General features: G+C 50.2%; 22 protein-coding genes and 1 riboswitch. Of the genes, 13 read left to right on the forward strand and 9 right to left on the reverse strand.

Features of this window, described 5'->3' with window-relative positions:
• The first annotated feature begins 1 nt into the window (after position 1).
• The 5 genes from QFX30_RS04300 to QFX30_RS04320 all read left to right on the forward strand — a co-directional run bounded on the left by QFX30_RS04300 (position 2) and on the right by QFX30_RS04320 (position 4288).
• Complete coding sequence (locus QFX30_RS04300; protein WP_300488710.1) at positions 2 to 934, forward strand: methionine synthase; 933 nt, start codon at positions 2 to 4, stop codon at positions 932 to 934.
• A gap of 11 nt (positions 935 to 945) precedes the next feature.
• Positions 946 to 1617, forward strand: coding sequence for a thymidylate synthase (locus tag QFX30_RS04305; protein ID WP_300488712.1), 672 nt, complete (start codon positions 946 to 948; stop codon positions 1615 to 1617).
• Positions 1610 to 2572: a methenyltetrahydromethanopterin cyclohydrolase gene (mch, locus tag QFX30_RS04310; RefSeq protein WP_300488715.1), complete on the forward strand. Its 963-nt coding sequence runs from the start codon at positions 1610 to 1612 to the stop codon at positions 2570 to 2572. The genes QFX30_RS04305 and mch overlap by 8 nt, the downstream gene beginning before the upstream one ends.
• 33 nt (positions 2573 to 2605) lie before the next feature.
• Positions 2606 to 3736, forward strand: coding sequence for a DUF362 domain-containing protein (locus tag QFX30_RS04315; RefSeq protein WP_300488718.1), 1131 nt, complete (start codon positions 2606 to 2608; stop codon positions 3734 to 3736).
• Positions 3737 to 3874: 138 nt separating this feature from the next.
• Positions 3875 to 4288, forward strand: coding sequence for a secondary thiamine-phosphate synthase enzyme YjbQ (locus QFX30_RS04320; RefSeq protein ID WP_300488721.1), 414 nt, complete (start codon positions 3875 to 3877; stop codon positions 4286 to 4288).
• Positions 4289 to 4394: 106 nt separating this feature from the next.
• Here QFX30_RS04320 and pheT read toward each other — a convergent pair whose 3' ends face one another.
• Positions 4395 to 6050, reverse strand: coding sequence for a phenylalanine--tRNA ligase subunit beta (gene pheT / locus QFX30_RS04325; protein WP_300488724.1), 1656 nt, complete (start codon positions 6048 to 6050; stop codon positions 4395 to 4397).
• A gap of 127 nt (positions 6051 to 6177) precedes the next feature.
• Here pheT and QFX30_RS04330 point away from each other — a divergent pair, with 127 nt between their 5' ends.
• On the forward strand, positions 6178 to 7068 hold the full coding sequence (locus tag QFX30_RS04330; RefSeq protein WP_300488726.1) for a hypothetical protein: 891 nt from the start codon (positions 6178 to 6180) through the stop codon (positions 7066 to 7068).
• Between the two features lie 38 nt (positions 7069 to 7106).
• Here QFX30_RS04330 and QFX30_RS04335 read toward each other — a convergent pair whose 3' ends face one another.
• Complete coding sequence (locus QFX30_RS04335; protein WP_300476500.1) at positions 7107 to 7466, reverse strand: hypothetical protein; 360 nt, start codon at positions 7464 to 7466, stop codon at positions 7107 to 7109.
• A gap of 142 nt (positions 7467 to 7608) precedes the next feature.
• Between QFX30_RS04335 and QFX30_RS04340 the strand changes: the two genes are divergently transcribed.
• The 4 genes from QFX30_RS04340 (at position 7609) to nth (ending at position 12719) form a co-directional block, all read left to right on the forward strand.
• The gene (locus QFX30_RS04340) at positions 7609 to 10239 is read left to right on the forward strand and encodes a valine--tRNA ligase (protein ID WP_300488730.1); all 2631 of its coding nucleotides are present in this window, start codon (positions 7609 to 7611) and stop codon (positions 10237 to 10239) included.
• Between the two features lie 17 nt (positions 10240 to 10256).
• Complete coding sequence (aroA, locus tag QFX30_RS04345) at positions 10257 to 11522, forward strand: 3-phosphoshikimate 1-carboxyvinyltransferase (RefSeq protein WP_300488733.1); 1266 nt, start codon at positions 10257 to 10259, stop codon at positions 11520 to 11522.
• 78 nt (positions 11523 to 11600) lie between these two features.
• A complete protein-coding gene (locus QFX30_RS04350) occupies positions 11601 to 12059 on the forward strand; it encodes an ATP/GTP-binding protein (protein WP_300489117.1) in 459 nt (152 codons plus the stop codon).
• 42 nt (positions 12060 to 12101) lie between these two features.
• The gene (nth, locus tag QFX30_RS04355; protein ID WP_300489120.1) at positions 12102 to 12719 is read left to right on the forward strand and encodes an endonuclease III; all 618 of its coding nucleotides are present in this window, start codon (positions 12102 to 12104) and stop codon (positions 12717 to 12719) included.
• A 117-nt stretch (positions 12720 to 12836) separates the two neighbouring features.
• Here nth and QFX30_RS04360 read toward each other — a convergent pair whose 3' ends face one another.
• Positions 12837 to 15026, reverse strand: a complete 2190-nt coding sequence (locus tag QFX30_RS04360; protein WP_300488736.1) for a DHH family phosphoesterase — start codon at positions 15024 to 15026, stop codon at positions 12837 to 12839.
• Between the two features lie 78 nt (positions 15027 to 15104).
• Between QFX30_RS04360 and QFX30_RS04365 the strand changes: the two genes are divergently transcribed.
• From QFX30_RS04365 to QFX30_RS04375, 3 genes are all read left to right on the forward strand, one after another.
• Entirely contained in the window at positions 15105 to 15908 is an 804-nt protein-coding gene (locus tag QFX30_RS04365; RefSeq protein WP_300488739.1) for a prenyltransferase/squalene oxidase repeat-containing protein, read from the forward strand.
• A gap of 82 nt (positions 15909 to 15990) precedes the next feature.
• A complete protein-coding gene (locus QFX30_RS04370) occupies positions 15991 to 17145 on the forward strand; it encodes an MFS transporter (RefSeq protein ID WP_300488742.1) in 1155 nt (384 codons plus the stop codon).
• Between the two features lie 43 nt (positions 17146 to 17188).
• Positions 17189 to 17251, forward strand: a riboswitch (Fluoride riboswitch).
• Positions 17252 to 17289: 38 nt separating this feature from the next.
• Positions 17290 to 18489 (forward strand): sodium:proton antiporter, encoded by a 1200-nt coding sequence (locus QFX30_RS04375; RefSeq protein ID WP_300488744.1) that lies wholly within the window; start codon positions 17290 to 17292, stop codon positions 18487 to 18489.
• Positions 18490 to 18534: 45 nt separating this feature from the next.
• Here QFX30_RS04375 and QFX30_RS04380 read toward each other — a convergent pair whose 3' ends face one another.
• The 6 genes from QFX30_RS04380 to QFX30_RS04405 form a co-directional block, all read right to left on the reverse strand.
• Positions 18535 to 19023 (reverse strand): hypothetical protein, encoded by a 489-nt coding sequence (locus QFX30_RS04380; protein WP_300488746.1) that lies wholly within the window; start codon positions 19021 to 19023, stop codon positions 18535 to 18537.
• Between the two features lie 149 nt (positions 19024 to 19172).
• A complete protein-coding gene (locus QFX30_RS04385) occupies positions 19173 to 19532 on the reverse strand; it encodes a VOC family protein (RefSeq protein ID WP_300488749.1) in 360 nt (119 codons plus the stop codon).
• 137 nt (positions 19533 to 19669) lie between these two features.
• Positions 19670 to 20044 (reverse strand): desulfoferrodoxin, encoded by a 375-nt coding sequence (locus QFX30_RS04390; RefSeq protein WP_013295966.1) that lies wholly within the window; start codon positions 20042 to 20044, stop codon positions 19670 to 19672.
• A gap of 12 nt (positions 20045 to 20056) precedes the next feature.
• Positions 20057 to 20641 (reverse strand): rubrerythrin, encoded by a 585-nt coding sequence (gene rbr, locus QFX30_RS04395; RefSeq protein ID WP_300488751.1) that lies wholly within the window; start codon positions 20639 to 20641, stop codon positions 20057 to 20059.
• Between the two features lie 71 nt (positions 20642 to 20712).
• The gene (locus QFX30_RS04400) at positions 20713 to 22656 is read right to left on the reverse strand and encodes a copper-translocating P-type ATPase (RefSeq protein ID WP_300488754.1); all 1944 of its coding nucleotides are present in this window, start codon (positions 22654 to 22656) and stop codon (positions 20713 to 20715) included.
• Positions 22657 to 24690, reverse strand: coding sequence for a thioredoxin domain-containing protein (locus tag QFX30_RS04405; protein ID WP_300488756.1), 2034 nt, complete (start codon positions 24688 to 24690; stop codon positions 22657 to 22659). It lies immediately after the preceding gene.
• Positions 24691 to 24808 lie beyond the last annotated feature (118 nt).

A 24808-nucleotide genomic window follows, 5' to 3' on the forward strand; every position in this document is an offset into this window, starting at 1 on the left:
TATGGTGATCACAACAGTGGTTGGAAGCTACCCCGCAACCCCCCGGGGACCTGAAACATTAAGGGAACGAATTTCAAGTTTTCTCGGGTCCTATGATGCCTGCAGACCCGCCATAGAAACTGCCGTAAGGGACCAGGTAATGGCAGGGATTGACATCATCTCAGATGGACAGGTGAGGGGGGACATGGTGGGCCACTTTGCAGAGGCAATGGGTGGCATGATGGTAAAGGATGGAATATCAATCATATTTTCAAGGATAACACCCCCTTCAGGCTCCATAGGATCACATGATCTCAGATATGCAATGGGAATACTCAAGAAACTTACAGATGACGAATCAAAGGGTGTTAAGGGGATAATCACAGGACCATCCACCATGGTGCACGCATCAAGGATAGAGGGATTCTACAGCCCCCAGAAGAGGGAGAGGGCAATTATGGATATGGCAGAGGCCCTTAGGGTTGAGGCCGAACACCTCCAGGATGCAGGGGCAGTCATGATACAGATAGATGAACCATTCCTCTCAACGGGTATGGTGGATATGGGGACAGCAAGAAGGGCTGTTAAACGCATTTCAGGGGCCCTCCATGTGGATGTCTCTCTACATGTATGCGGTGACATCAGCGGGGTTATTGGGGAACTCCTCACATTCCCAGTTGATATGCTGGACCTTGAGTTTGCAGGAAGACCATCAAACCTTGAAGTGCTGGCAGAGAAATGGAGGGGCGATAAAAAACTGGGATTCGGCTGCGTTGACACATCAACTGAGGCTGTTGAGTCCACCGATACCATAAAAGACCTTATTAAAAGGGGTGCTGATATAGTCGGGAAGGATAACCTCTATATAGACCCTGACTGTGGAATGAGGAAACTTCCAAGGAAGGCGGCATTCGCCAAACTCAGAAACATGGTTAAGGCTGCATCAGAGTTTTAGGGTGTTCAGAGATGTCCTATGAGATAAGCGTCGATGAAATTGCAGAGGGCTGGCTTAAACTTGTTAGGAAGATAATGAGTGATGGAAGAGAGATAAGGGATGAAAGGGGGTCCCTCACAAGGGAGGTCATGAATACGGTTGTGACAATAAAAAACCCCCTAGGCAGGTCAGGGGACTTCTACCACCTCCCGGCCAGATCACTCATCAATATAAGGGTCCCTGAGGGGTACTTCTGGAGTGGGGAGAAACTTGAGAAGTACTCAGAACAGTTCCTCTCAGATGACAGGAAGGGGTTCGTATACACCTATGGTAACCGTCTCAGGGCACACTTCGGCGTGGACCAGGTGGATAGGGCGATAGAGAGGTTGAAAAACTGTAAAGAGTCCAGGAGGGCCACCATGGTCACATGGGACCCTGAAATAGATACTGAAAGTGATGAGGTCCCGTGCATGATCCTTGTGGACTTCAAAGTGAGGGAGGGGAGGCTCTTCACCACGGCACTCTGGCGCAGCCACGACATCTACGGGGCATGGTTCCCCAACGCCGTTGGCCTCGCCTACCTTGCAGATCACGTTGCATCGGAGGTGGGGGTTGAGGTGGGGCATATAACCATCCACTCCATTAGCGCTCATATATATGAGGTTAACTTCAAAGAAGCACAAGAGGTGATTGAAAATGGTTAGTGTGAACATCGAGGCAAAAAAGATAGTTGACAGGATGATTGAAGGTGCAGATGACCTTAAAATAAGCGTTGATAAACTTGAAAATGGCTCAACAGTCATAGACTGTGGTGTTAACGTTGATGGTAGCATAAAGGCCGGTGAACTCTACACCGCGGTGTGCCTAGGCGGCCTTGCAGATGTGGGCATATCAATACCCGGTGACCTCTCAGAGAGGTTAGCCCTACCCTCAGTCAAGATAAAGACAGACTTCCCGGCCATCTCAACACTGGGCGCCCAGAAGGCAGGCTGGTCAGTCAGTGTTGGTGACTTCTTTGCCCTTGGGTCAGGACCTGCAAGGGCACTTGCACTTAAACCGGCAGAGACCTATGAGGAAATAGGCTACCAGGACGAGGCTGACATTGCAGTCCTCACACTTGAAGCAGATAAACTTCCAGGGGATGACGTCACAGACAAGATTGCAGAGGAATGTGATGTTTCACCGGAGAATGTTTACGTACTCGTGGCCCCAACATCATCCCTTGTGGGTTCAATACAGATATCAGGTCGTGTGGTGGAGAACGGTACCTACAAGATGCTTGAGGCACTCCACTTCGATGTTAACAAGGTCAAATACGCCGCAGGTATCGCCCCAATAGCCCCCGTTGACCCTGACAGCCTGAAGGCAATGGGTAAAACCAATGACGCCGTCCTCTTTGGAGGCAGGACCTACTATTACATAGAATCAGAGGAGGGCGACGATATAAAATCCCTTGCAGAGAACCTGCCATCATCAGCCTCTGAGGGCTACGGTAAACCATTCTACGACGTATTCAAGGAGGCGGACTACGACTTCTACAAGATAGACAAGGGCATGTTCGCACCAGCAGAGGTCGTCATAAATGACCTCAGAACCGGTGAGGTCTTCAGGGCAGGCTTCGTCAATGAAGAACTCCTGATGAAGTCCTTTGGACTTTAATTTCTTTCTTAACTTTTTCTGGAGTAGCAGTTCATGCCATCAGTATCAGTAACTCACTGCCAGTCCTATGACCCTGAAGAGGTGAGGGATGGTGTTAGGGAGTGCCTGGATCACCTGGGGGGTGTTAAAAAATTCGCATCACCCGGTGAGAGGGTCCTTCTGAAACCCAACATGCTCATGGCAGCCCCCCCTGAGAGACACGTCACAACACATCCAGCGGTTATCGAGGCGGTTGCAGAGCTCTTCATAGACATTGGGGCGGAGGTAAGAGTTGGGGACAGTCCAGGTGGATCCTTCAGGAATATAGAGAATTTCTGGAGGGCCACAGGGATACTTGACGTGGCAGAGAGGCTTGATATTGAACTCATAAACTTTGAGGCATCCGGGTCATACTTAATGGGAGGGGAGGGCTACCCCATCTCAAGGCCAGTTGTGGATAGTGACACCGTTGTCAACCTCCCCAAGCTCAAGACCCACTCCATGACCATCTTCACCTGTGCTGTCAAGAACATGTACGGTGCTGTACCCGGCTTCAGGAAGGCTGATTATCACAGGGAACACCCGGGGCCATCTGAGTTTGCTGAGAAGCTCCTCGAGATCTACCTGCTTACGGATCCTGCACTCACCCTGGTGGATGGGGTGGTGGGGATGGAGGGCAATGGTCCCTCAGGAGGGGATCCAAGAGACCTTGGGCTTCTTCTGGCATCCGAGGATGCACTGGCACTTGACATTTACATACCCCTGCTCCTTGGGATGGACCCGTTCAGGGTACCTGTGAATGAGGCTGCAAGGAGGAGAAACCTTGCTCCTGACCCTTCAGATATAGAAGTTCTGGGATTCGAAGCTGAAGTGGTGGATGACTTCAGGTGGCCCTCCAACATATACTACACCCTTGATCTGCTCCCATCGGGTCTTGCACGTGCACTCATGAAACTCTGGTGGTCAAGGCCAGCCATAGACCCTGAAAGGTGCAGGAACTGTAATGTATGTGTTGAGAGTTGCCCTGCCGACGCCCTGAAGTCAGGGGCGCTGGTACCAGAGTTTGACTACTCCAGCTGCATAAACTGCCTCTGCTGCATGGAGGTATGCCCACACAGGGCTTTCTACCAGGATAAAAGCCTCCTCTACAGGCTTACCAGTCTGTTCTCGGGGGTGCTCAAATAGCTTTTTTCTGAAGTTGGCGGTAAGTACACACCAAAACTTTTATTGATATCTGAGTCTGGGGGACCCTACAACCCTAATCTGGGAGGCGAACACCAAAACTTTTATTGATATGGGGCCATAACTAAAACCGGTGTTTCCATGGAATTCTATACAGAGGAGATTCCACTGCGAACCTCAATGCGGGTTGAACTCATTGATATAACATCCATGGTTTCAGGGGTCCTCGAGTCATCCGGAATAAAGGAGGGGATACTGAACATCTTCTCAAGGCATTCCACATCAGCGATATTCATAAATGAAAATGAGACACGGCTTCTGGGGGACATAGAGTCAATGCTCTCAGGTATGGTGCCTTCAGGCGGTTCATATGGCCATAATGTAATAGATAACAATGCCGATTCCCACCTGAGGGCCGTGCTTCTTGGTGGTAGCCAGACGATTCCGGTGGTAAATGGGAAGATGGACCTGGGTACATGGCAGAGCATATTCTTTGCTGAACTTGACGGACCAAGAAACAGGAGGATCAGGGTTTCGGTTGCTGGTAGGCCCTGAAAGTCGTTTATGGGGCTGAGGGTTTTTTGTGAACCCTAACCCGGTTATTTATTTTTTCCTACTGGAGGATCACGATACCTAACGATCTGGGATTCAGCTTGGATATTCACTTCTCCTCGAATTCAATTTCAAGGGCAATAACAGGGTACTCCAGGTTGAAGTTTGTCACAACCTCGGGGTGCACCTCACCGAAGAACCCTCTTATTTTTGATGATTCACCCTCAGATTCAATGGCTGCACACCTCCCCCTTATGAATGATGGGTGGTCAAGGGGTTCCACTCTGAACTCATATCCAAGGTTCTCAACCACTGCCGCCGCAATTGACTTGATCTCGGTGAACCCCGCGCTTGAGTGGGTGACTGCACATGCAAGTTTCTTCACGGTACGTGTACGGGTCTCGGCTTCAGGGTCAATGTATACCACGTCACCAACCTCGAATATTCTCTGGGGGAGGTCCTCATGCCTGTTATCCTCAAGGAATTCAAGGAGACCATTCAGGAGGCTCTTGCGGATCATGGTCCGATCCTGTGAAATTGGCTGGGCAACCTGCACCCTTTCATCCTCCTCAAGCCTCATTTTCTGGTAGTGGCTCTCCTCACTCGTCAGCATGAGGCTCATCACCTCCTGGAAGCCCAGACCCACCATAACCTCCCTTATGAATTTATCGGCCCTGTTCCAGTTATCCTCCTCTGCAATGGTTGCAACTTCAGGGATGAGGGGTTCGATCCTCCCTATGCAGTACTGGGTTGCTATGTTCTCCACAAGGTCAACCTCGTGGAGGATGTCCACCCTGTAGGCCGGGATAACCGCAAGGACCTCGTCAGGAGAGACAATGGATGCATCCATACGGGCCTTCATGAGGAGCCCTTTAATCTCAGCAGCGTCAAGTTCAATGCCTGTTATGCGTGAAGCTGTTGATACAGAGACACTCATCTCCTTTGGTGTGAGGTCCGGCAGCCTTAACTCAGAATCAGGACGCCTCACCGTTACTGACCTTATGACACCACCAGACTCTGCAAATGACGTGCATATGATGTTCAGGGCCTGGTTAACTGCCCTCTCATCGGTGCCTGTAACATCAACCAGTATCCTTTCTGTCTCTGTGGTTAACTTGGTGAGTTCCCCGTTTATTATGGGGGGAAGGGAGAGTACATCTCCATTCTTATCGGTTATCAGGGGATACCTTTCATGGTCCCTAAGGAGATGTGCGTAGGCCACACCCTTGGGGTGCTCCTCCAGTATCTCCCGGGGGGTCATTTCACATACACTCTCAAGAGGCGTGAATGTGACACCCTCAGGTTCAACTCCACTGTAGAGGAAGGGCGGCTCAACACGGTCAAGGTCATGTATACCAATGGCCACCTTCCTCCGGTCACGCCCGATAACCCAGTGGAGGTCCTCTTGGAACTCCATGACCTGTTTGAGCTTCTTATCTGTGAATCTCACATTTTCAATGACAGCCATTCCAAGGTGGGGCCTCACATTGAGGACAGATTCATCAACGGTCACCTCAATGTCTGATTCAGGAACATCATAACGGGGCATGCCTGTTTCAATCCCCAGAAATCCCCTGAGGCTCCTTGCAACACCCTCAACCGAGAGGAGGTCAGGGCGGTTGGGGAAGAATTCAACCTTAATACCCTCATCATCAAAGTCCTCAATGTCACTCCCCATCATCGGAAGAACTTCAATGAGCCTTTCTCTATCAATGTCAATGCCCAGTTCCTTCAGGTCATCGTAATCCAACGTTATAACAGGCATGGTGATCTCTCCGGTAAAGATGATGGTTCAAATTATCATGGGTATCCAATAAATAATTAACCCGCCCCCCTTATCTCAACATTCATATAGTCCAGGGAACAGAAAATACATAAAGGGGGTGAGATTGTTGAGACACATTTTATTTGCTACATTTTTTGTAATCGCGATTCTCATGGGTGCAGCATCAGCTGCAGCTGTGGATCAGACACCTGCAAATAAGAGCTGGAGTAACTGGGGGTCATCAGGGACCCATCACCATGAGGTGGACTCTGACTGCTGCTCGGTGGTGGTTAATGTTAATGAGAGTGACGCTGTCTTTGCCTACAGGCGGGATTCCACCTATGCCGCCACCCTCAAGATTCAGAAGACGGTCTGGAATGGCAGGGAAACTCTGAAGGAATACAAGACCGTCAACGGATACTTTTTCCACACCATAATCTCAGAGGGCGGCTGGATGATGGGGGCCGGCGGACCCGATATAGTCTGGATAAACCGGGCCCTTGAGTCCATAGGTGGAGACATCATCCGGCGCGGCAATGTGACATCCTATGATATGAAGAGGGCCCACAGCCTCGTGAGGAAACTCGGCCTTGGACACTTTGTTATAAGGGGCCCGGGGGGTCAGGCAGGGGTTTCAATTTACAGGAGGGGCTACTCAAGGCTCTCGGTATTCAGGCTGCGGAATGGGGAGTACATAAGTGTACCCAACAGCCCATCCTATTACAGGAGAGGCTACTATTCACGCTGGAGCGAAAATCCCCTTAAGGCAGCGGTTTATGCTGCCGGGACAGACCGCTGGGGATACAACAGGCGAAACATACTTCTCTACGAGACCCTGAGCAGGGAGAACTCCACACTTCTGAGGGTGCACGCAACCTTTGATGGGGGCAGGCTCCTTGGAAGAAACCGTGGAAGGCCCGATAACATAATATTCCTTGGAAAATATGTGGCAGCATCATCACTGCCACGGATACCCACCACAAAATTCATAGGCTCTTTGTCACTGAAGAGAAACTGATAAATACAGATCAATTGATTTAAAAGGAAAATGTATTTCTAGAGGGCAGAGAAGACCATTATGAAGAAAACCGATTCCACGGTGAAGTGGAGAGCCCTGTGATACAGCCATCCATGGTCTACCCCACTCAGCTGATGGTAAAGATCCACAATAAGGTGTATGAGGGCTGCAAGGAACCCTATCTCAAATGAGAGAAACACAAGGGACAGCACTATGAAGTGGAAGAGGGCCTCCAGGCCCTCATGGACCAGCCACAGCTGTATGTTCGATGAGACCGTCTCCTTGATGATCCCGGCAAGAAGTATGTAGAAGTCAAAGAAGACATTCCAGAGTATCCTCGTGTGTATCTCATCACTTATTGCAAGGAAGAGTGCTATGTAGAACCAGATCAACTCCATTGGCATTCACCATATGAGAACTTGCTCTCCTTTTATTTCTCCACAAAGTTAGAGTATTCAAACATCTTTATAAAGATTGGGTAGTGAATATTATCATATAACTTTTCCAGCACTTCACAGCTTCTATCAGGGAGAGAATAAGATGACCGATAACCAGATCTCAAAGGATTACAACCATAAAAACGAGGTTAAATGGCAGAAAAAATGGCAGGAAGATGGCATATACCGGTTCATAGGGTCAGGGACAAAGCCCAGGTACATCATAGACACGCCACCACCATACCCCACAGGATCCATACACATGGGTCACGTACTCAACTGGGTCTATATGGACATAATAGCAAGGTTCAGGAGGATGAGGGGATTCGATGTCCTCTTTCCCCAGGGCTGGGACTGTCATGGTCTCCCAACGGAGGTAAAGGTTGAGGAGACCTATAACATAAAGAAGAGTGATGTTTCCCGTGAGGAATTCAGGCGCCTCTGCGTGGAACTAACACAGGAAAACATAAAGATGATGAAGGAGCAGATGCAGCGCCTTGGCTTCAGCCAGGACTGGAGCCATGAATTCGTGACCATGACCCCCGAGTACATGAGGAGAACCCAGCTCTCATTCCTCCGCATGTACGAGGACGGCCTCATATACCAGGGCGTGCACCCGGTCAACTGGTGTCCAAGGTGTGAAACTGCGATAGCCTTTGCAGAGGTTGAATACGTTGAGAACGAGACAAACCTCAACTATGTGAGGTTCCCTGTTAATGGTGGTGAAGATATAGAGATAGCCACAACAAGGCCGGAGCTCATGGCAGCCTGCGTGGCGGTGGCTGTGCACCCTGATGATGAGAGATTCAGTGAATTTGAGGGTAAGGAGATAGAGGTACCCCTATTCGGCCAGAAGGTTAAACTGATAAAGGACCCTGATGTTGACCCTGAATTCGGTACTGGCGCTGTCATGATATGTACCTTCGGGGACAAGACAGACGTTACCTGGGTCAACCGCCATAACCTAGACATTATAGAAGCGATAGATGAAAGGGGTTACATGACAGAGGCCGCAGGCAAATACAAGGGTCTTACCATAAGGGAGTGCAAAGAACAGATAGTTAAGGACCTTGAAAGGGAGGGCTTCCTCCTGAAAAAGGAGCCTGTCAAGCAGAACGTGGGCACCTGCTGGAGGTGCAAGACACCCATAGAGATCCTGGTCAAGAAGCAGTGGTTTGTGGCGGTAAAGAAACTCATACCCGATGTTAGAAGGGCCGCTGAGGAAATGGAATGGGTGCCCGAACACATGAAGACCAGGCTCCTCAACTGGACAGGGTCCATGGACTGGGACTGGTGCATATCAAGGCAGAGGATATTCGCAACACCCATACCCGTCTGGTACTGCAAGGAATGCGGAAGGGTCCACGTTGCAGATGAGGATATGCTTCCGGTTGACCCTACAAAGGATGAACCAGGAATAAAATGTGAATGCGGAAGCACAGAATTCATTGGCGAGGAGGACGTCCTTGACACCTGGATGGACAGCTCAATATCCCCTCTCTCGGTTGCAGGATGGCCAGATGAATCCTACAGGGACCTCTTCCCCGCAAACCTGAGGCCACAGGGACACGACATAATCCGTACCTGGGCATTCTACACCATACTCAGATGCCTAGCACTTACCGGTGAAAAACCCTTCAATGAGATAGTGATAAACGGGATGGTCTTCGGTGAGGACGGACATAAGATGAGCAAGTCCAGGGGAAATGTGATAGCACCAGAGGAGGTCCTTGAGGACTACGGTGCCGATGCACTGAGGCTCTGGGCCGCAGGCAGTGTGCCAGGGTCAGACGTTCCATTTGCCTGGAAGGACGTGAAGTACGGCTACAAGTTCCTGAGGAAATTCTGGAATGCATTCAGGTTCATAAGTATCCACCTGGGAGATGAGAGGGAAGCGGAATTCAGGCCGCTTGACCGCTGGATACTCTCCAGGCTCATGAACCTGGTGAGAGACGTTACAGAGAGTCTGGAGGAGTACAACTTCGCAGCAGCGGTGGGGAGGATCCAGAATTTCGTCTGGCATGACTTCTGTGACGAGTACATAGAGGCTGTCAAGTACCGGCTGTACTCAGAGGGGGATGAGGCCTCAAGGGTGGCAGCCCAGACCACCCTGCGGCTGGTCCTTGAGACATGCCTCAGGCTCCTTGCCCCGGTGACACCCCACTTCACAGAGGAGGTTCACCAGCACATCGGTGAGGGATCAATACATGTGAAAAGCTGGCCAGAGTACCGACCTGAGCTGGTTGATCCTGAAATCGAGAGGATGGGTGACCTTGCAGTTGAGGTTATAGGTGAAATCAGGAGGTTCAAGTCATCATCAAAGATGCCCCTCAACGCACCTCTCCAATCAGCCACCATCTACACGGATGAGGATTCAGCGGCGATGATAGAACCATTCCTCCAGGACATAGCAGGGACGATGAATATATCTGAGGTGGGCCTTGAGACAGGTGAACCTGAAATAAGAGAGCGGGTCGTGGAACTTGAACCGAGAATGGAGAGGATAGGGCCTGAGTTCAGGGGAGACGCCCCTGCCATAATCTCCTATCTTCAGGAATCTGACCCCCAGGATGTCTACGATGAACTCCAGGAAAAGGGGGAAATAGAGGTTGCTGGAAGAAGACTCACAGCCGAATACATAAGCTTCAGAAAGGAGGTTGTGGGAACAGCCGGCGAAAGGGTCGATGTGCTCAACATGGATGAACCTGAGATCATAATAGAAATAGTGCGCTGATCCTCCGAGGTGCTTCAATGGAACTTAGAGTTGATGTGTCATCTGAACTTTCAGGGACGGTCAAGGCCCCGCCATCCAAGAGTTACACCCACCGGGCGGTCATAGTGGCGGCTCTTGCAGATGGCATATCAGAGATCAGGGACCCCCTTGTGGCGGAGGACACCCTCTCCTCGGTGGAGGCCTGCCGGGCATTCGGGGTTGACATAGAGGGCAGTGAGAAATGGTACGTCACCGGAAGTGGGGGTGAACTTGAAACACCCGACGATGTTGTATACCTTGGAAATTCAGGGACGACCCTGCGCATCATGACCTCGGTGGCTGGCCTTGCAGAGAACTACACTATACTCACCGGTGATGAGTCCCTCAGGACAAGACCCATGCAGCCCCTCCTGGACGCCCTCAAACCACTCGGCGTTGAGGCGGTATCCTCAAGGATGAACGGCCTCCCCCCTGTTATAATAAGGGGAGGGTTCAGGGGTGGCGAGACGTCAATAGAGGGGAGTCTGAGTTCACAGTTCATATCATCGATCCTCATAGCAGCACCCCTCTCGGAGGGCGTTGACCTGAAGGTTGAAGGGGAGTTCATATCAAGGCCCTACGTTGACATGACCCTTGATGTGATGGAGAAATTCTCTGTCCCGGTGGAATACTCTGATGGCGTATTCTCTGTTGAACCATCCAGGTACAGGGGAAGGAAGTACACGGTTGAGGGTGACTACTCCTCTGCATCCTACCTTGCAGGGGCAGTTGCAGTTGCAGGCGGAAAGGTCAGAATCGAGAACCTCTTCAGGGATTCCAGGCAGGGCGACCGTATCATACTTGATATAATCAGGGAAATGGGGGCCGATGTTGTGGCAGGAGATGACCACGTGGTTGTATCATCCACCGGGGAACTTTCAGGTGTCCAGGTGGACCTCCATGACGCCCCGGACCTCCTTCCAACTGTAGCGGTCCTTGGGGCCCTTGCAGATGGACGAACCGAGATAAGGGGAGTTGAACATGCAAGGTACAAGGAAACAGACAGGATAAGGACATGCGCCACTGAACTTGGAAGGCTGGGAGTGGAGGTTAAGGAGCTACGGGACGGAATGGTCATTGAGGGTGGTGTGAGGGGTGGTGTGGTCTCATCCCACGGCGACCACAGACTTGCAATGGCTTTCACCCTTATAGGTCTCAGGGAGGGCATAAAGATAATGGATGGTGAGGTCTTCAGTGTTTCGTTTCCTGATTTTCCAGAGAGGATGAAGTCAATTGGGTGCCGGATAAACTTCCCGCAGCATTAAATATATAAAATATGGTACATAATATTGACACAGTACTCAGACATTATACTTAACTAATAAATTTAGTGTGAGTTGATTATAATGAAAAATAAGGAGACAAAGGTTGTAATCTTTGGGGATTATGATACCGGTAAAACAACCACCCTTGAGCAGCTCTGTGATAAGATAACCAAGGTCGAGTACAAGGGCACAACACTGGCACTGGATTATGGTAACTGCATTGTTAACGGTGAGAAGATACACCTCTTTGCAACACCCGGCCACGAGAGGTTTAAGTTCATGCTTGAGATCATCTCCAATGGCCTTGATGCCGCCATAATAGTGGTGGATAACTCAAGGGGGGTAACCCTGGCTGAGAAGGAGATAATGGCAGAACTTGAGGAGAAAAACATCCCATACGTTGTGTTCTCAAATAAACAGGACCTTGATGATTCTGAACTTGAGATTGACAGGGATGTGGATGTTCTGCCCACCATTGCAACCGAGGGTGAGGGGCTGATGGATGGCCTTAAGCTTCTACTCCAGAAACTTAACTGATTCTTTTTTCCGGTGGTATCCATCAAGGATATCGACAGGATAATGGAGAGTCTTAGGAGCCTCTACTCCCCCCGCGTCTTTGAGGACAGGGACCCCTACCGTGTCCTCATAAGAACCATACTCTCCCAGAGGACCAGGGATGAGAACACCGACGAGGCAACCGCCAGTCTGTTCTCTGAGTACCCCACCATGGAGGACGTTGCATATGCTCCTGTCGAGAAACTGGAGCAGCTTGTAAGAAAGGCTGGCTTTTACCACGTCAAGGCAAGGAGGATCAGGGAGGTTTCTCGGATCCTCCTTGAGGAATACGGGGGAAAGGTCCCTGATGACATTGATGAACTCCTTAAACTTCCAGGTGTTGGGAGGAAAACCGCAAACTGTGTACTGGTATATGCATTCAATAAGCCAGCGGTCCCTGTTGATACACATGTCCATAGGATATCAAACAGAATAGGTCTTGTGAACACCAGGACACCTGAGGAGACCGAGAGAGCCCTCATGGAGTTCATACCCCGGAAGTACTGGATGGAACTCAATGACCTCATGGTCCAGTTCGGACAGGACATATGCAGGCCAGTAGGTCCAAGGCATGAGGAATGTCCAATTGCAGATGAATGCGACTACTATGAGAACCTGATGAATGAAAGGGAAAAGACCTGATTTAAGGATTTCTCAGACACTCAGAGGGAAAAATACCTCTATTAAAGTAGATTAGAATAAACCTATTTCAAAATAAATTTTAGAACTCTAGTTTCTCAGAGCTTATAGGAAAAACTATTATAATTGATTTTTGTTCTTGAGGGATGCAACCTTCTCTGCAAAGGCCGATAAAACTTTCTTTGAGAGGCCCTCGATGTACTTGAGTGACCCTGCGCATTCATGTCCACCCCCATCGATCACAGCCTCAGGAATCTCCTCTGCCAGCTCCCAGACTATCTCGTTGAGGTTGAACCCGAATTTTTCATTCACAGCGTCGGTTGCCCTTATAACTCCGAAGTCCGGTCCATAGGCAAGTGTGATTATCGGTGTCTCCTCACCGTGCTTCTGGACCATGTAGTCATGGACGAAGCCGCAGGTCTTGCCGGGGGCAGGGAAGGTGAAGCGGTGTGAGTACTTCTCAACGTCAAGGACATTGAAGAGTATACCATTGGGGAGCCTTGTGGATTTGAGGTTGGGTATCGCGGCCCGGAGCTGGGTATCAACCTTCCTCTCGTATTCCCTGTAGAGGGCGTCCACCAGTTTTTTGTGCTTATCAAGATTTCCAAGGCCAAGGATGGTGTCTATTATGCCCCTTCCGTTCATGAATCGGAGGTAGAACGCCTCAAAGTCAACACAGGCGGCTATTTTTTCAAGCTCCTCCCGCTCATAGCCCCTCTCACCTGCAAGTTCAATGTAACCTTCGGCTTCAGGGGAGTTTGCATGGTCCCCCACAGCAGCAATGCCTGGGAGGTGCAGGATCCTCTCGGTGATCTCAGGGTTTATCATCTTGGCTATCTCCACTGAAAGGGCACCAGCGGTTATCTGGGAGTCCCCACCCACAAGGTATGGGTTCACGTGCACGTCAACGTATTCATCAACCTCCACCCTTCCATCGGTGACCTCACCCGGGTAGTGGTGGTCCACGACCACTATTTCGATGTCATAGATCTTTGCCTTCATGAGGGCGAGTATGTCCTCCTCTGTTGACCCGTTGTCCAGGAGCACAAGGAGGGGGAGTTTCTGCCCATGCCTTTCCAGGTCCTCAAGTGCATAGGAGAGGTCCTTCACCACGTCCTCCAGTTCATAGAATGGAGCCTTACTTGGGGCCCTCTTGAAGTAGTGCCACTCCGCATCTGTGCTCGGGTTCAGTTCCCTCAGCAGGGGCACAACGGCCTTTTCTATGGCCACACCAGCACATATACCATCGGCGTCTGCGTGGTGCCTTACCAGTATGGATCTTCCATCGTATATTGCCCTTCTTATGGCCTTGGCTGCTTCAATGAGTTTCGGCCTCAGTTTTTCAAGGGTTTCGCTTTCTATGAGCAGGTCCTTCCTCTCGGGTTCGGCTCTTCTGTCAATTGCCTCATCGATTAGCCTCCTTGCCTCAGCTGCATCCTTTCCTATGAGGCGTTCAATGGACTCTGATTCTATCTGGATCTTACCGGTGTGCTGGTTAACCTCACCTATAACCTCAACTATGTGTCCTATCTGGATGTGGGGGTAGACCCTTATGCCTGGCTCATCAAAGGCCGCCGCCCAGGTTGTGCCCGTCTCATCTGAGATTGTGAATATTGTTGGTCCTGAGGTCTGCTGTATCTGTATGACCTCACCCACTATCCTGACTGTTTTACCAAGACTCTTGGTGTCTATATCAGCTATCCTTGTCCTTGGGAGGTCCTTTTTTAATTTAACGATCTCATATGGGCCCTTTATACTGGCGGGTATCATGTCAACCTCGCCCTTGTAGGGCTTCACATTGGATACCCTGACGAATATCTCGTCACCGATCCTGTAGTCGGGGAACAGGCCCCTCATGAGTCCCCAGACATGGCTGTTGAGGCTCACGAAGACACCATATTTTTCTATCCTAGTTATCTTTCCCCTGTATACGCTTCCAACCTCAAGGTCGTCGATGGTGCATGCAGGGTGGAGGACGTAGACGTGTTCCTTCTTCTGGCAGTTGGGACAGTACTCGTCCCTGCCACTTATCCTCTTTCCACATGAGGGGCATATGTTAACCTCACCCTTACCCCCACAGGCGGGGCAGGGTTCCCTCACCTCGACCTCACCCTTTCCCCTGCATACCTCGCAGGGCACATCATGGGCCTCCTCAAGGTCGAACCTCTGCCTTGCAGTGTTTGATATACCCTTGAAGTGGTCCTTAATATCCTCTGTTGACTGGTAGCCTGTCCCATGGCATGCGCTGCATATTTTGTAACTTTTAACACGGTAACCCTTACCCTTACATTCACTACATGACTGGATCATGGTATTCCTCATAGAAACGATTTATTTAATGATAATAACAGGAACTTATTATATAATGGCGGTGTTCATTATTTATATTTGATTGTTGTGGACCCGGGGATTAACATGTCAGGGACTTCACCGATAGTTGAGGGTATCATTAACTTTTTTGACAGGAGGAGACACCCATCAGGGGGTTACACACTTTATGAGGGACTTCCTGACTCTAAAAACACGTATTACGCCATAAGGGCCCTTGAGGTCATAGATTCTATCCCGGATGATATCCGTAGAACGCTTGACTGGCTTGAGGAGCTGCACTCAAGGGGTAACTTCGCTGCCCAGGGACTCTTCTACAGGTGCACTTTGCTGGCTGATTATGGCAGGGAATTCAGGGTAAAACAGGGGTTTCTAGATCTTCTCAGAAGGTCCTACAGGAAATCAAAGCTTGAAATAACGTATTACATGGATTCGGTCCTCAGACTCCATGGCGAATACCTTGAGGGGGTCCCCGAGTGGGTTCTTTCACTTCAGAACGATGACGGCGGATTTGGGAGGTACGGGTCAGACATCATAAACACCCACTTCGCAGTTGAGATACTGGAGGCCCATGGTGTGAGTTTCAGCAGGAAGGATGTGCTTGAATTTACTGATTCCTGCTGGGGTGATGGTGGCTGGAACTTCACACCCCTATCCTATCCACCCTATCTTGAGACGGTTTACGCGGGCTTCAGGCTCAATGAGATCCTCAGGGGAAGGAAATATGACGTGGAGGACTTTATATTGGAACTGAGAAACCCTGATGGCGGGTTCAGGAGGTCACTTTATATGGGTATATCTGAACCCGAGTACACCTACAGGGCAGTTTACATGCTGTTCAGTGGAGTGTGTGATGATCCGTAGGCTGGAAATTAATTCGTATGATGGGATTTATAATGGAACAGTAAATTCTTGGGATGGAAAATTCATTTCTGAGGGGTTTATCATGAATAGGGCAACTAAATTCATAATCATACTTGGAATTGTGAGTCTCCTTGCTGACATGACCTATGAGGGTGCCAGGGGAATAACAGGGCCATTCATGGCCTTTCTCGGCGCCAGCGCATTCATGGTTGGATTTGCGGCTGGTTTCGGTGAACTTTCAGGGTACCTCATAAGGTTCCTTTCAGGGTACATCTCAGATAGAACAGGGAGGTACTGGTTCATAACATTTGCCGGCTACCTTATCAACCTTATCGCTGTGCCTCTACTTGCATTTGCAGGTAACTGGCAGGTGGCGGTTCTCCTGATAATAATTGAGAGGGTGGGTAAGGGCCTCAGGACACCACCCAGGGATGCTATTTTATCATATGCCTCCTCCAGTATGGGTCATGGAACTGGGTTTGGGATACATGAGGCTCTTGACCAGATCGGGGCTGTTGCAGGACCTTTCATAGTTTTCCTGGTCCTGGCACTTGGCGGAGGGTTCAGGGAGGGGTTCCTGGTCCTTGCAGTTCCAGCGGTCATGGCACTTTCAGTTCTAACTGCAGGGTACCTGCTCTTTCCGCGTCCAGGTGAACTTGAAACCTCAACAAGAATTGATTACACGTCCTTCAGGGGCTCCTACTGGATTTACTTGCTCGCTGTATGTTTCATAGCCCTCGGGTACGCTGATTTTCCACTTGTGGGTTACCACCTTGGAGTGAGCGGGGTTCTGGATTCATCAATGATTCCTGTCCTCTATTCCCTTGCAATGCTTACAGATGCCGTCTCAGCTCTCATCTTTGGAAGGTACTTTGACAGGTATGGTTTCAGGGTTATGGCCCTTGCGGTGTTCATATCCATGCTCTATGCCCCCCTAGCCTTCCTAGGCGGCTCACTGGCAGCTGTTACTGGAGCCGCACTCTGGGGTGTGGGTATGGGTGCCCAGGAGTCTGTTATGAGGGCCGCAGTCTCAAGGTTTTCCCCACCAGAGAAGAGGGGCTCAGCCTACGGGACATTCAACATGGTGTTCGGGGTTGCCTGGTTTTCAGGAAGCCTCCTTATGGGTTACCTCTACGGTGTATGGATACCCTCGGTTGTCCTGTTTTCAGTTATAACCCAGTCAGCTGCCATAGCTGTAATAGCTGGTATTGAAAGGATGGAGGGGAGGTTTACCTAGATGAAAAGCAACCACAAAACTTATATAAAATCAGCTGAAATCTCAGTGTATAGTTGATGGAGTCCACCTTTAAACGCTTTTTCTGGCTGATGACTCCTGCAGAAAAAATGTAGGAGGAGCTATCCTCCAGATGGAGGTATCAATTTGGAGTATGTTGCATTCAGTGTAGCTGTTATTATCTTACTTGGTCTTCTGTTCAGCAGGGCATTCAACCGTATCGGAATACCTGGAATCCTGGGGATGCTTTTACTTGGTATGCTGATAGGCCCCCATGGACTGAACCTGATATCAAAGAGCATAATGGACGTTTCACCGGACCTCAGGGTCATAGCACTCATAATAATCCTCCTGAGGGCTGGTTTCGGTATAAACCTCGAAAGCCTCAGAAAGGTGGGTATGACCGCGGTTAAGATGAGTTTCATACCCGACATGGTTGAGGGGTTCGCTGTGATGTTCGCGGCCCACTACATACTGGGGCTTTCACTCATAGAGGCGGGTATCCTTGGTTTTGTTATAGCCGCGGTTTCACCTGCAGTTATAGTCCCACAGATGCTATCCTTCATTGAGAGGAGGATGGGGACAGCCAAGGGTATACCCACCATTATACTCACAGGTGCATCTGTGGATGATGTTGTTTCAATAACCCTCTTCTCGGTTTTCCTGGGCATGTATCAGGGACAGCAGGTTAACTTCCTTGTGGAGGCCCTGGGAGTCCCTATATCCATCCTGACAGGTATAGTTGCAGGTCTTGCCCTTGGACTTTCCCTAGTGTATCTCTTCAGGAAATTTGAGATAAGAAACACTGAGAAGACACTCATCATTCTGGGAGCTGCAATACTTCTTAAAAATGCGGGGGATATACTCAGTGCACATGTCCCGATAGCAGCACTGGTTGGTGTGATGGTAACGGGACTTGTTATACTTGAGAGGATGCCTGAGACGGGACTGAAGCTCTCTGAGAAATTCAACAAGGTATGGATCTTTGCAGAGATACTGCTCTTCGTGCTTGTGGGGGCAGCGGTTGACGTTAAACTCATATTCCAGGTGGGTCTCCTGGGACTTGCAGTGATACTCCTGGGTCTTGCAGCAAGGACCATGGGTGTGCTCCTGGCACTCAGGGGCTCCAACCTCAATTTGAGGGAAAGGGTGTTCTGCATAGCAGCTTACATACCAAAAGCTACTGTGCAGGCAGCCGTGGGTGCAATACCCCTTGCCGCGGGGGTTGCAGCGGGTCAGACAATACTCGCAATGGCGGTGCTTGCCATACTCCTCACGGCACCCGTGGGATCGCTGGCTGTTAGAATCACAGGGGAAAGGTTTCTGGAGGTTGAAGGGGCCCCATAAGGGGGACCTGAACCTTTCAGGATTATAAAAAGCGTTTACTGTGGGTCACCTGAACTTTTCAGGATTTTTATTTACAATTTCCTGTCTTTTTCTTTCAAATTCCTTTGCACTCAGCATGTAACCATTTGCAAGTTCAATATTGGAGTTCCCGCTCTCAGTATCGTTCAGTGTGAACATCTTTATGGCATTCTTAAGCTGGTAGGTGGCGTTGAGTTTTGCCTCCAGCTCAGAGACCAGTAGTTCGATGTAGTTGACCACTATGGGGTCACCTGTGTCCTTCGCGTGGCCCAGGGCCTCGGATGCAAGGTTCCTCGCGGAACTGTACTCACTCTCTGCAAGTTCACACTTTGAAAGCGCCTCGTCCAGTTTGAAGCTGTTTGCTGCAAGTGCTGATTCATTGAAATAGGTGTCACCCTTTTTTATGTGATCATTTATCTGGGGGGTAAGCTGGTTGATGCTGCTGTTCCCTGAAGTTATGCATCCACTAACACTTACTGTAAGAAGAAGGAGTGCCATAAGATAGATCCGCTTCATGGAGAGGATTTTATAATTTGAAAAATAAAAGTTTTGGGTTTAGGGGTTCAGTTTTTTTGGTGGTTATGAAGCCAGATGGTCTGTAACTATGGGTTTATGGTGTCAGAATTCTTCACTGGTATGGAGTCAGATAGTCTGTAAATTAATCTTCACTCACTGTCCATGTGCTGAATCAGGGCTATCCTCACCCCATTGGGGTCTTCTATGAATGCAAGTTTTCCCACAGTTATGGGTGTTGGTTCCATTACAACCTTTGCCCCCCGGGACCTCAGCTCCTGAAGTGTGACTTCAAGGTCATCAACGTCTATTCCCACCGAGAATAGTCCGTGTTTATTGATGGGATTCCTTATGAGCTCCACCATGGTTTCCCCTTCACCCCTGAGGAGGGTTATCTCACCATGATCTCCGAGGTCATAGTGGCTATCCACCTCAAAACCCATTACATCCCTGTAAAATCGGATGGATTCATCCATATCCTTAACTATCATTGTTATATATTTAATTTTCATAAAATAAAGCCTCCTTCCATAAAAACTCTCCAGAGGATTCTGTAAATACTAATACATGCCAAGATAGTTCCTATTTAAATTTAGAGCAAGAAAATTCATTCTATAGATTAAAAAAATTAAGAGTTGATTGAACCATCTCAGTACCAGAGCCCATGTATATTGCAGTAGGCCCTCACCATGAACTCTGAGTCAGGGTCAACAGGGAATTCAGCCTCTGGCCTGTCACCTGGACTGAGATCCCTCCTGTGGACCTCCTCCCCTGCTATGACCTCCACCCACTGTATGTGATGGTTCTCCTCCATGGGGTGGGGTACCTCACCAATTTTAACCCTGATTCCATCGCCGCTCCTCTCAACAACGGGCACGTGCTTTTCAGGGCCAACATCCGTTCTTCTTGCAACGAGGAGCTCCATTGGCTGGTTGCAGCATACAAGCTGACCCGCACCGGGGTTGAGCACCTCCACGATGTTTCCGCAGACGTTGCACCGGAATATCTGGTTCCTTTCTGTCATGTGACTTCCCTTCTAGTACTCCTCACATTTCACCTGGAAGTACCTGGCGGGGTGGTCACATGATGGGCACTTCTCTGGGGGTTCTGTACCCTCATGGACGTAGCCACACTTCCTGCAAACCCAGACAACAGGTTCATCCTTCCTGTAAACCTTGCCTGTTTCAACGAGTTTAAGAAGCTTCCTGTAGCGTTCCTCGTGGTGCTTTTCTGCCTCTGCTATTGCTCTGAGCCTCTTGGCAATCTCAGGGTACCCCTCCTCCTCTGCAACATCAGCAAATTCAGGGTACATTTCGCTGTTCTCATAGTGTTCACCTGCAATGGCGGCTATCAGATTTTCTTCGGTACTTCCAAGTATGAGGGGGGCCTCGGCATCAACAACGAGGGACTCGGGCTCATCTCCTGCTTCCTCTCTGAGTTGATTTATGAGGCGGAAGAGCCACTTGGCGTGCTCCCTCTCATTTTCCGCGGTGGTCAGGAATATCTCGGATATCTGCTCGAATCCTTCCTTCTTTGCAATTTTTGCATAGAAGGTGTACCTGTTCCTTGCCTGGCTTTCACCAATGAAGGCCTTTGTAAGGTTCTCCAGGGTCCTTTTCATTTTTTCACCCATCTAATATATGCCATCAACTCATATTAAATCCTTTCATTTTATGTTCCCTTGCAGTGAACTTAACCGCTCTGACCCCTGAAGCTGAATGTCTTGGCATTGAGGGCCACTATGACAGTACTTACAGACATTAGTATGGCACCCATGGCTGGTGTCAGGATAAGGCCCTGGCCATAAAGCACCCCAGCAGCAAGGGGGAGGGCTATGACGTTGTAACCTGTGGCCCAGATCAGGTTCTCCTTCATCTTGCTGTAGGTTGCCGATGCAAGGTCCATGAGGTCAACAACGTCCAGGGGGTTGCTCCTAACAAGCACCACATCTGCACTCTCAATCGCCACGTCGGTCCCGGCACCTATGGCTATGCCGATATCTGCCTGTGCAAGGGCCGGGGCATCATTGACACCATCACCCACAACGGCAACCCTGAGGCCATCACCCTGCAGATCACTTATAACCTCATATTTCTCCTGGGGGATGAGTTCTGCCCGGTATTCTTCAATGCCAAGTTCTGAGGCAACCCACTCGGCGACCCTCTGGCTGTCACCGGTTAACATCATGCACCTTATACCCCTTGATTTGAGAATCCCTATGGCATCCCTTGCCTCGGGGCGTATGACATCTGCAAGGGCAATGCAGCCCTTGAGTTCATCATTCACGGTTACAAAGACTGTGGTTTTTGGCTGCTCCATGAGTTCATCAACCCGGGGGTCCTTAACCATGAGTCCCAGTTCCTCTGTGTAAATGTAGCTGAGTACCTTCACCCTTGATCCGTTCACATGTCCCATGACGCCCCTTCCACCTATCGCTGCAAAGTTCTCCACAGGGAGCACCTCATCCACGGCCTCAACTATGCCCCTGGCTATGGGGTGACTGGAGGCTGACTCAACGGCTGCAGCATAGGATAGTATCTCACCTTCATCCATTTCAGGGTCAAAGGATATGACATCGGTTATTCCCAGCTCACCAACAGTCAGTGTTCCTGTCTTGTCAAAGACAACAACATCAGGGTTCATGGCGTTTTCGAAGGCTTCACGGTTCCTTATGAGTATCCCTCTTCCCGCTGAGATTGCGGTGGAGACTGCTATCACAAGGGGTATTGCAAGTCCCAGGGCATGGGGGCAGGCGGTGACCATGACCGTCACTGACCTTTCAAGTGAGAAGAAGGCCCCCATACCAAGGGCGTACCATGCTGCGAATGTTAGGACCCCGCCTGTAAGGGCGACAAGTGTTAACCAGAACGCCGCCCTGTCTGCCAGCACCTGCGTCCTTGTCCTTCCCTCCTGGGCTTTTCCCACAAGCTGGATTATCTGGGAAATGAATGATTCCTCACCAACACGCTCAACCTCCACGGTCAGTGGGCCTCCTGTGTTGAGTGAACCCCCAATAACCCGGTCACCGGGGGACTTCCTGACGGGAACTGACTCCCCTGTGAGCAGCGCCTCATTTACATGGGACTCCCCCTTTATCACAGTCCCATCGGTGGGTATCTTCTCCGCTGACCTCACAAGCACAATGTCACCTGGTTTGAGGGTGGCAACATCAACATCCTCAACCTTCCCGTCGACCAGGAGGTGGGCCTTCTTGGGGATGAGCCTTGCAAGCCTTTCAATGGCCCCTGAGGCGCTCCGGACGGATCTCATCTCGATCCAGTGACCCAGAAGCATTACGTCAATAAGGGTTACAAGTTCAACGAAGAATACCATGCCCTCAAGGCCCGCCAGTACCCCGAGGCTGTAGATGTAAGCCACTGTTATGGCCACTGCAATGAGGGTCATCATACCCGGGGTTTGGGATGAGATCTCCCTCACAGATCCCCTCAGGAAGGGGTAGCCCCCATAGAGGAATATGATGGACGATACGATCAGAACAGCCATTTCACTACCCTCAAAGCTTACCAAGACAGTCCCTGTTGGCAGTTCACCAAGCAGGATAACCGGAATGGTAAGGAGGAGGCATACAATGAATCGCCTCCTGTATTCCATTTCATGGTGTCTGTGCATTTCCATTTAGATCACCCCCAGGTGTTCCATGACGTCTCTGGGATCATTCAGCGGCGGGTAGCATTTGCTGCCATCACAGAGGTAGTAGGCGCAGCCCTCAGGCGGGGCCCCCTTATCCCTCAGGTGTGGAGGTGCAATGGGCCAGTCACGAGGCATAACGGTCATGGTGAAGTCAGGTATCAGTTTCTTCCTTAGCTCCACGGGTATAACGGGTTTTCCGCTGCAGACGATGGTGAGTGACCTCCCGCCAGTGAGGGCCCACTCTAAATTGGAGAGGAGGAATGTGTGGGCTGCCGGTGCAGATTCAACCTCACCGGCAAATGTCCTCATCACACCCCTTGCAGATTCTGTTAGATCATCATCCTCGAGGATGCCTCCCAGCCTCAGGAGGTTAAGCATCTGCACAGAGTTCCCTGAGGGTATAGCACCATCAGTTGCATCCATGGGTCTTACTATCAGCCGGGGGTCATCGGTTGAATAGAATCCACCATCAGGGGCACCGAATCTATCCTCAAGGGATTCTGATAGTTCAAGAGCCAACTCAACGTAACCCTCCCTGAAGGTGGCATCATACATCTCAAGGAGGCCCCAGATGAGGAATGCGTAATCATCGAGCTTCCCGTCTATTCCGGCGTCCCCCTCACGGTAGCGGTGAAGAAGCTCACCATCCACGTGCAGGTTGTCCATGATGAATTTAAGGCACCTCTCTGCGGCGGTCAGGGCATCTTCGCTGTCGAGGATCCTCCCACACGCTGCAAGGGCCCCAAGCATAAGGCCGTTCCAGTCCGTTAATATCTTATCATCCATTGCTGGGGCCGGCCGCTCCATCCTCCTCTCAAGGAGTTGCCTCCTTGCATGCTCTATGATCTCATTGAGCTCACCAGGCGTGAGGTTGAACTCATCTGCAACCCTCCCTGGGGAGTCGATGTGGAGTATGTTCTCTCCCCTCACATCACCTGCAAAGTTTCCCTCCTCAAGGACGTTGAAGTAGCGCATTACAACGTCTGCCTCATCCCCCAGGGCCTCGCGTATCTCAGAGGCCCTCCAGAGGTAGTACTTACCCTCAACTCCCTCACTCTCGGCGTCCTCCGCTGAATAGAAAGCCCCCTCAGGGGACTGGAGGTTTCCAAGAACGTATTCAACAATCTCAAGGGCGGTTTTTTTGTAGAGGTCATCACCGGTAACCTGGAAGGCCTCCAGGTAGGCTTTCAGTATCAGCGCCTGATCATAGAGCATCTTCTCAAAGTGGGGCACAGTCCAGGTGGGTTCAACCGCGTATCTGTGGAATCCGTAGCCCAGCTGGTCATATATGCCCCCGTACCTCATCCTCCTTAGGGTAAGGTTAACCATCCTCAGGGCCTCATCTTCCCCTCGCCTCAGGTGATACCTCAGGAGGAAGTAGATGTTGTGGGGGGTCGGGAACTTCTGGTAGGACCCGAAGCCGCCGTTCCGGGTATCGAAGTTCCTCCTTAGATACTCATATGCTGCATCCACGGTTTCAGGTTTGAGTTTGGATGCTTTCGCCACAGACTTTTTAAGGGCACTGACAACCTCCCTGGCAGTTTTTACTATTCCCTCGGGGTCTTTCTTCCAGAGCAGAACCACCCTTTTGAGGATTGTCTTTAGGCCTGGTACACCGCCCCTGTCATCGGGCGGGAAGTAGGTTCCCGCAAAGAATGGTTCCCCCTCAGGTGTCATGATGATTGTGAGGGGCCAGCCACCTGTCCCGGTCATCATCTGGCAGACCTTCATGTATATGGAATCGATGTCAGGGCGCTCCTCCCTGTCAACCTTCACGGCAACAAAGTTTTCATTGAGTATCCCTGCTATTTCAGGGTCCTCAAAGGATTCCCGTGCCATCACATGGCACCAGTGACATGTTGAGTAGCCTATGGATAAAAATATGGGTTTTTCTTCCTCCCTTGCCAGCTGAAATGCCTCATTCCCCCATGGATACCAGTTAACAGGGTTGTGGGCATGCTGCAGCAGGTAGGGACTCTTCTCATTTATCAGAGAATTAGTGAATTCTTTACCTTTCATTTCCTCCCCCTCAACATCAATTATGTTGATCCGGCTTTATTAATATTAAGAGGCGGCTTGCTGATGGAGGATTCGAATCATTTATTATTTCCCCAATCAAATATGGTACCCGTTGGTG

It is taken from the genome of Methanothermobacter sp. (assembly GCF_030055435.1).
In the GTDB taxonomy this organism is placed as follows: Archaea; Methanobacteriota; Methanobacteria; order Methanobacteriales; family Methanothermobacteraceae; genus Methanothermobacter.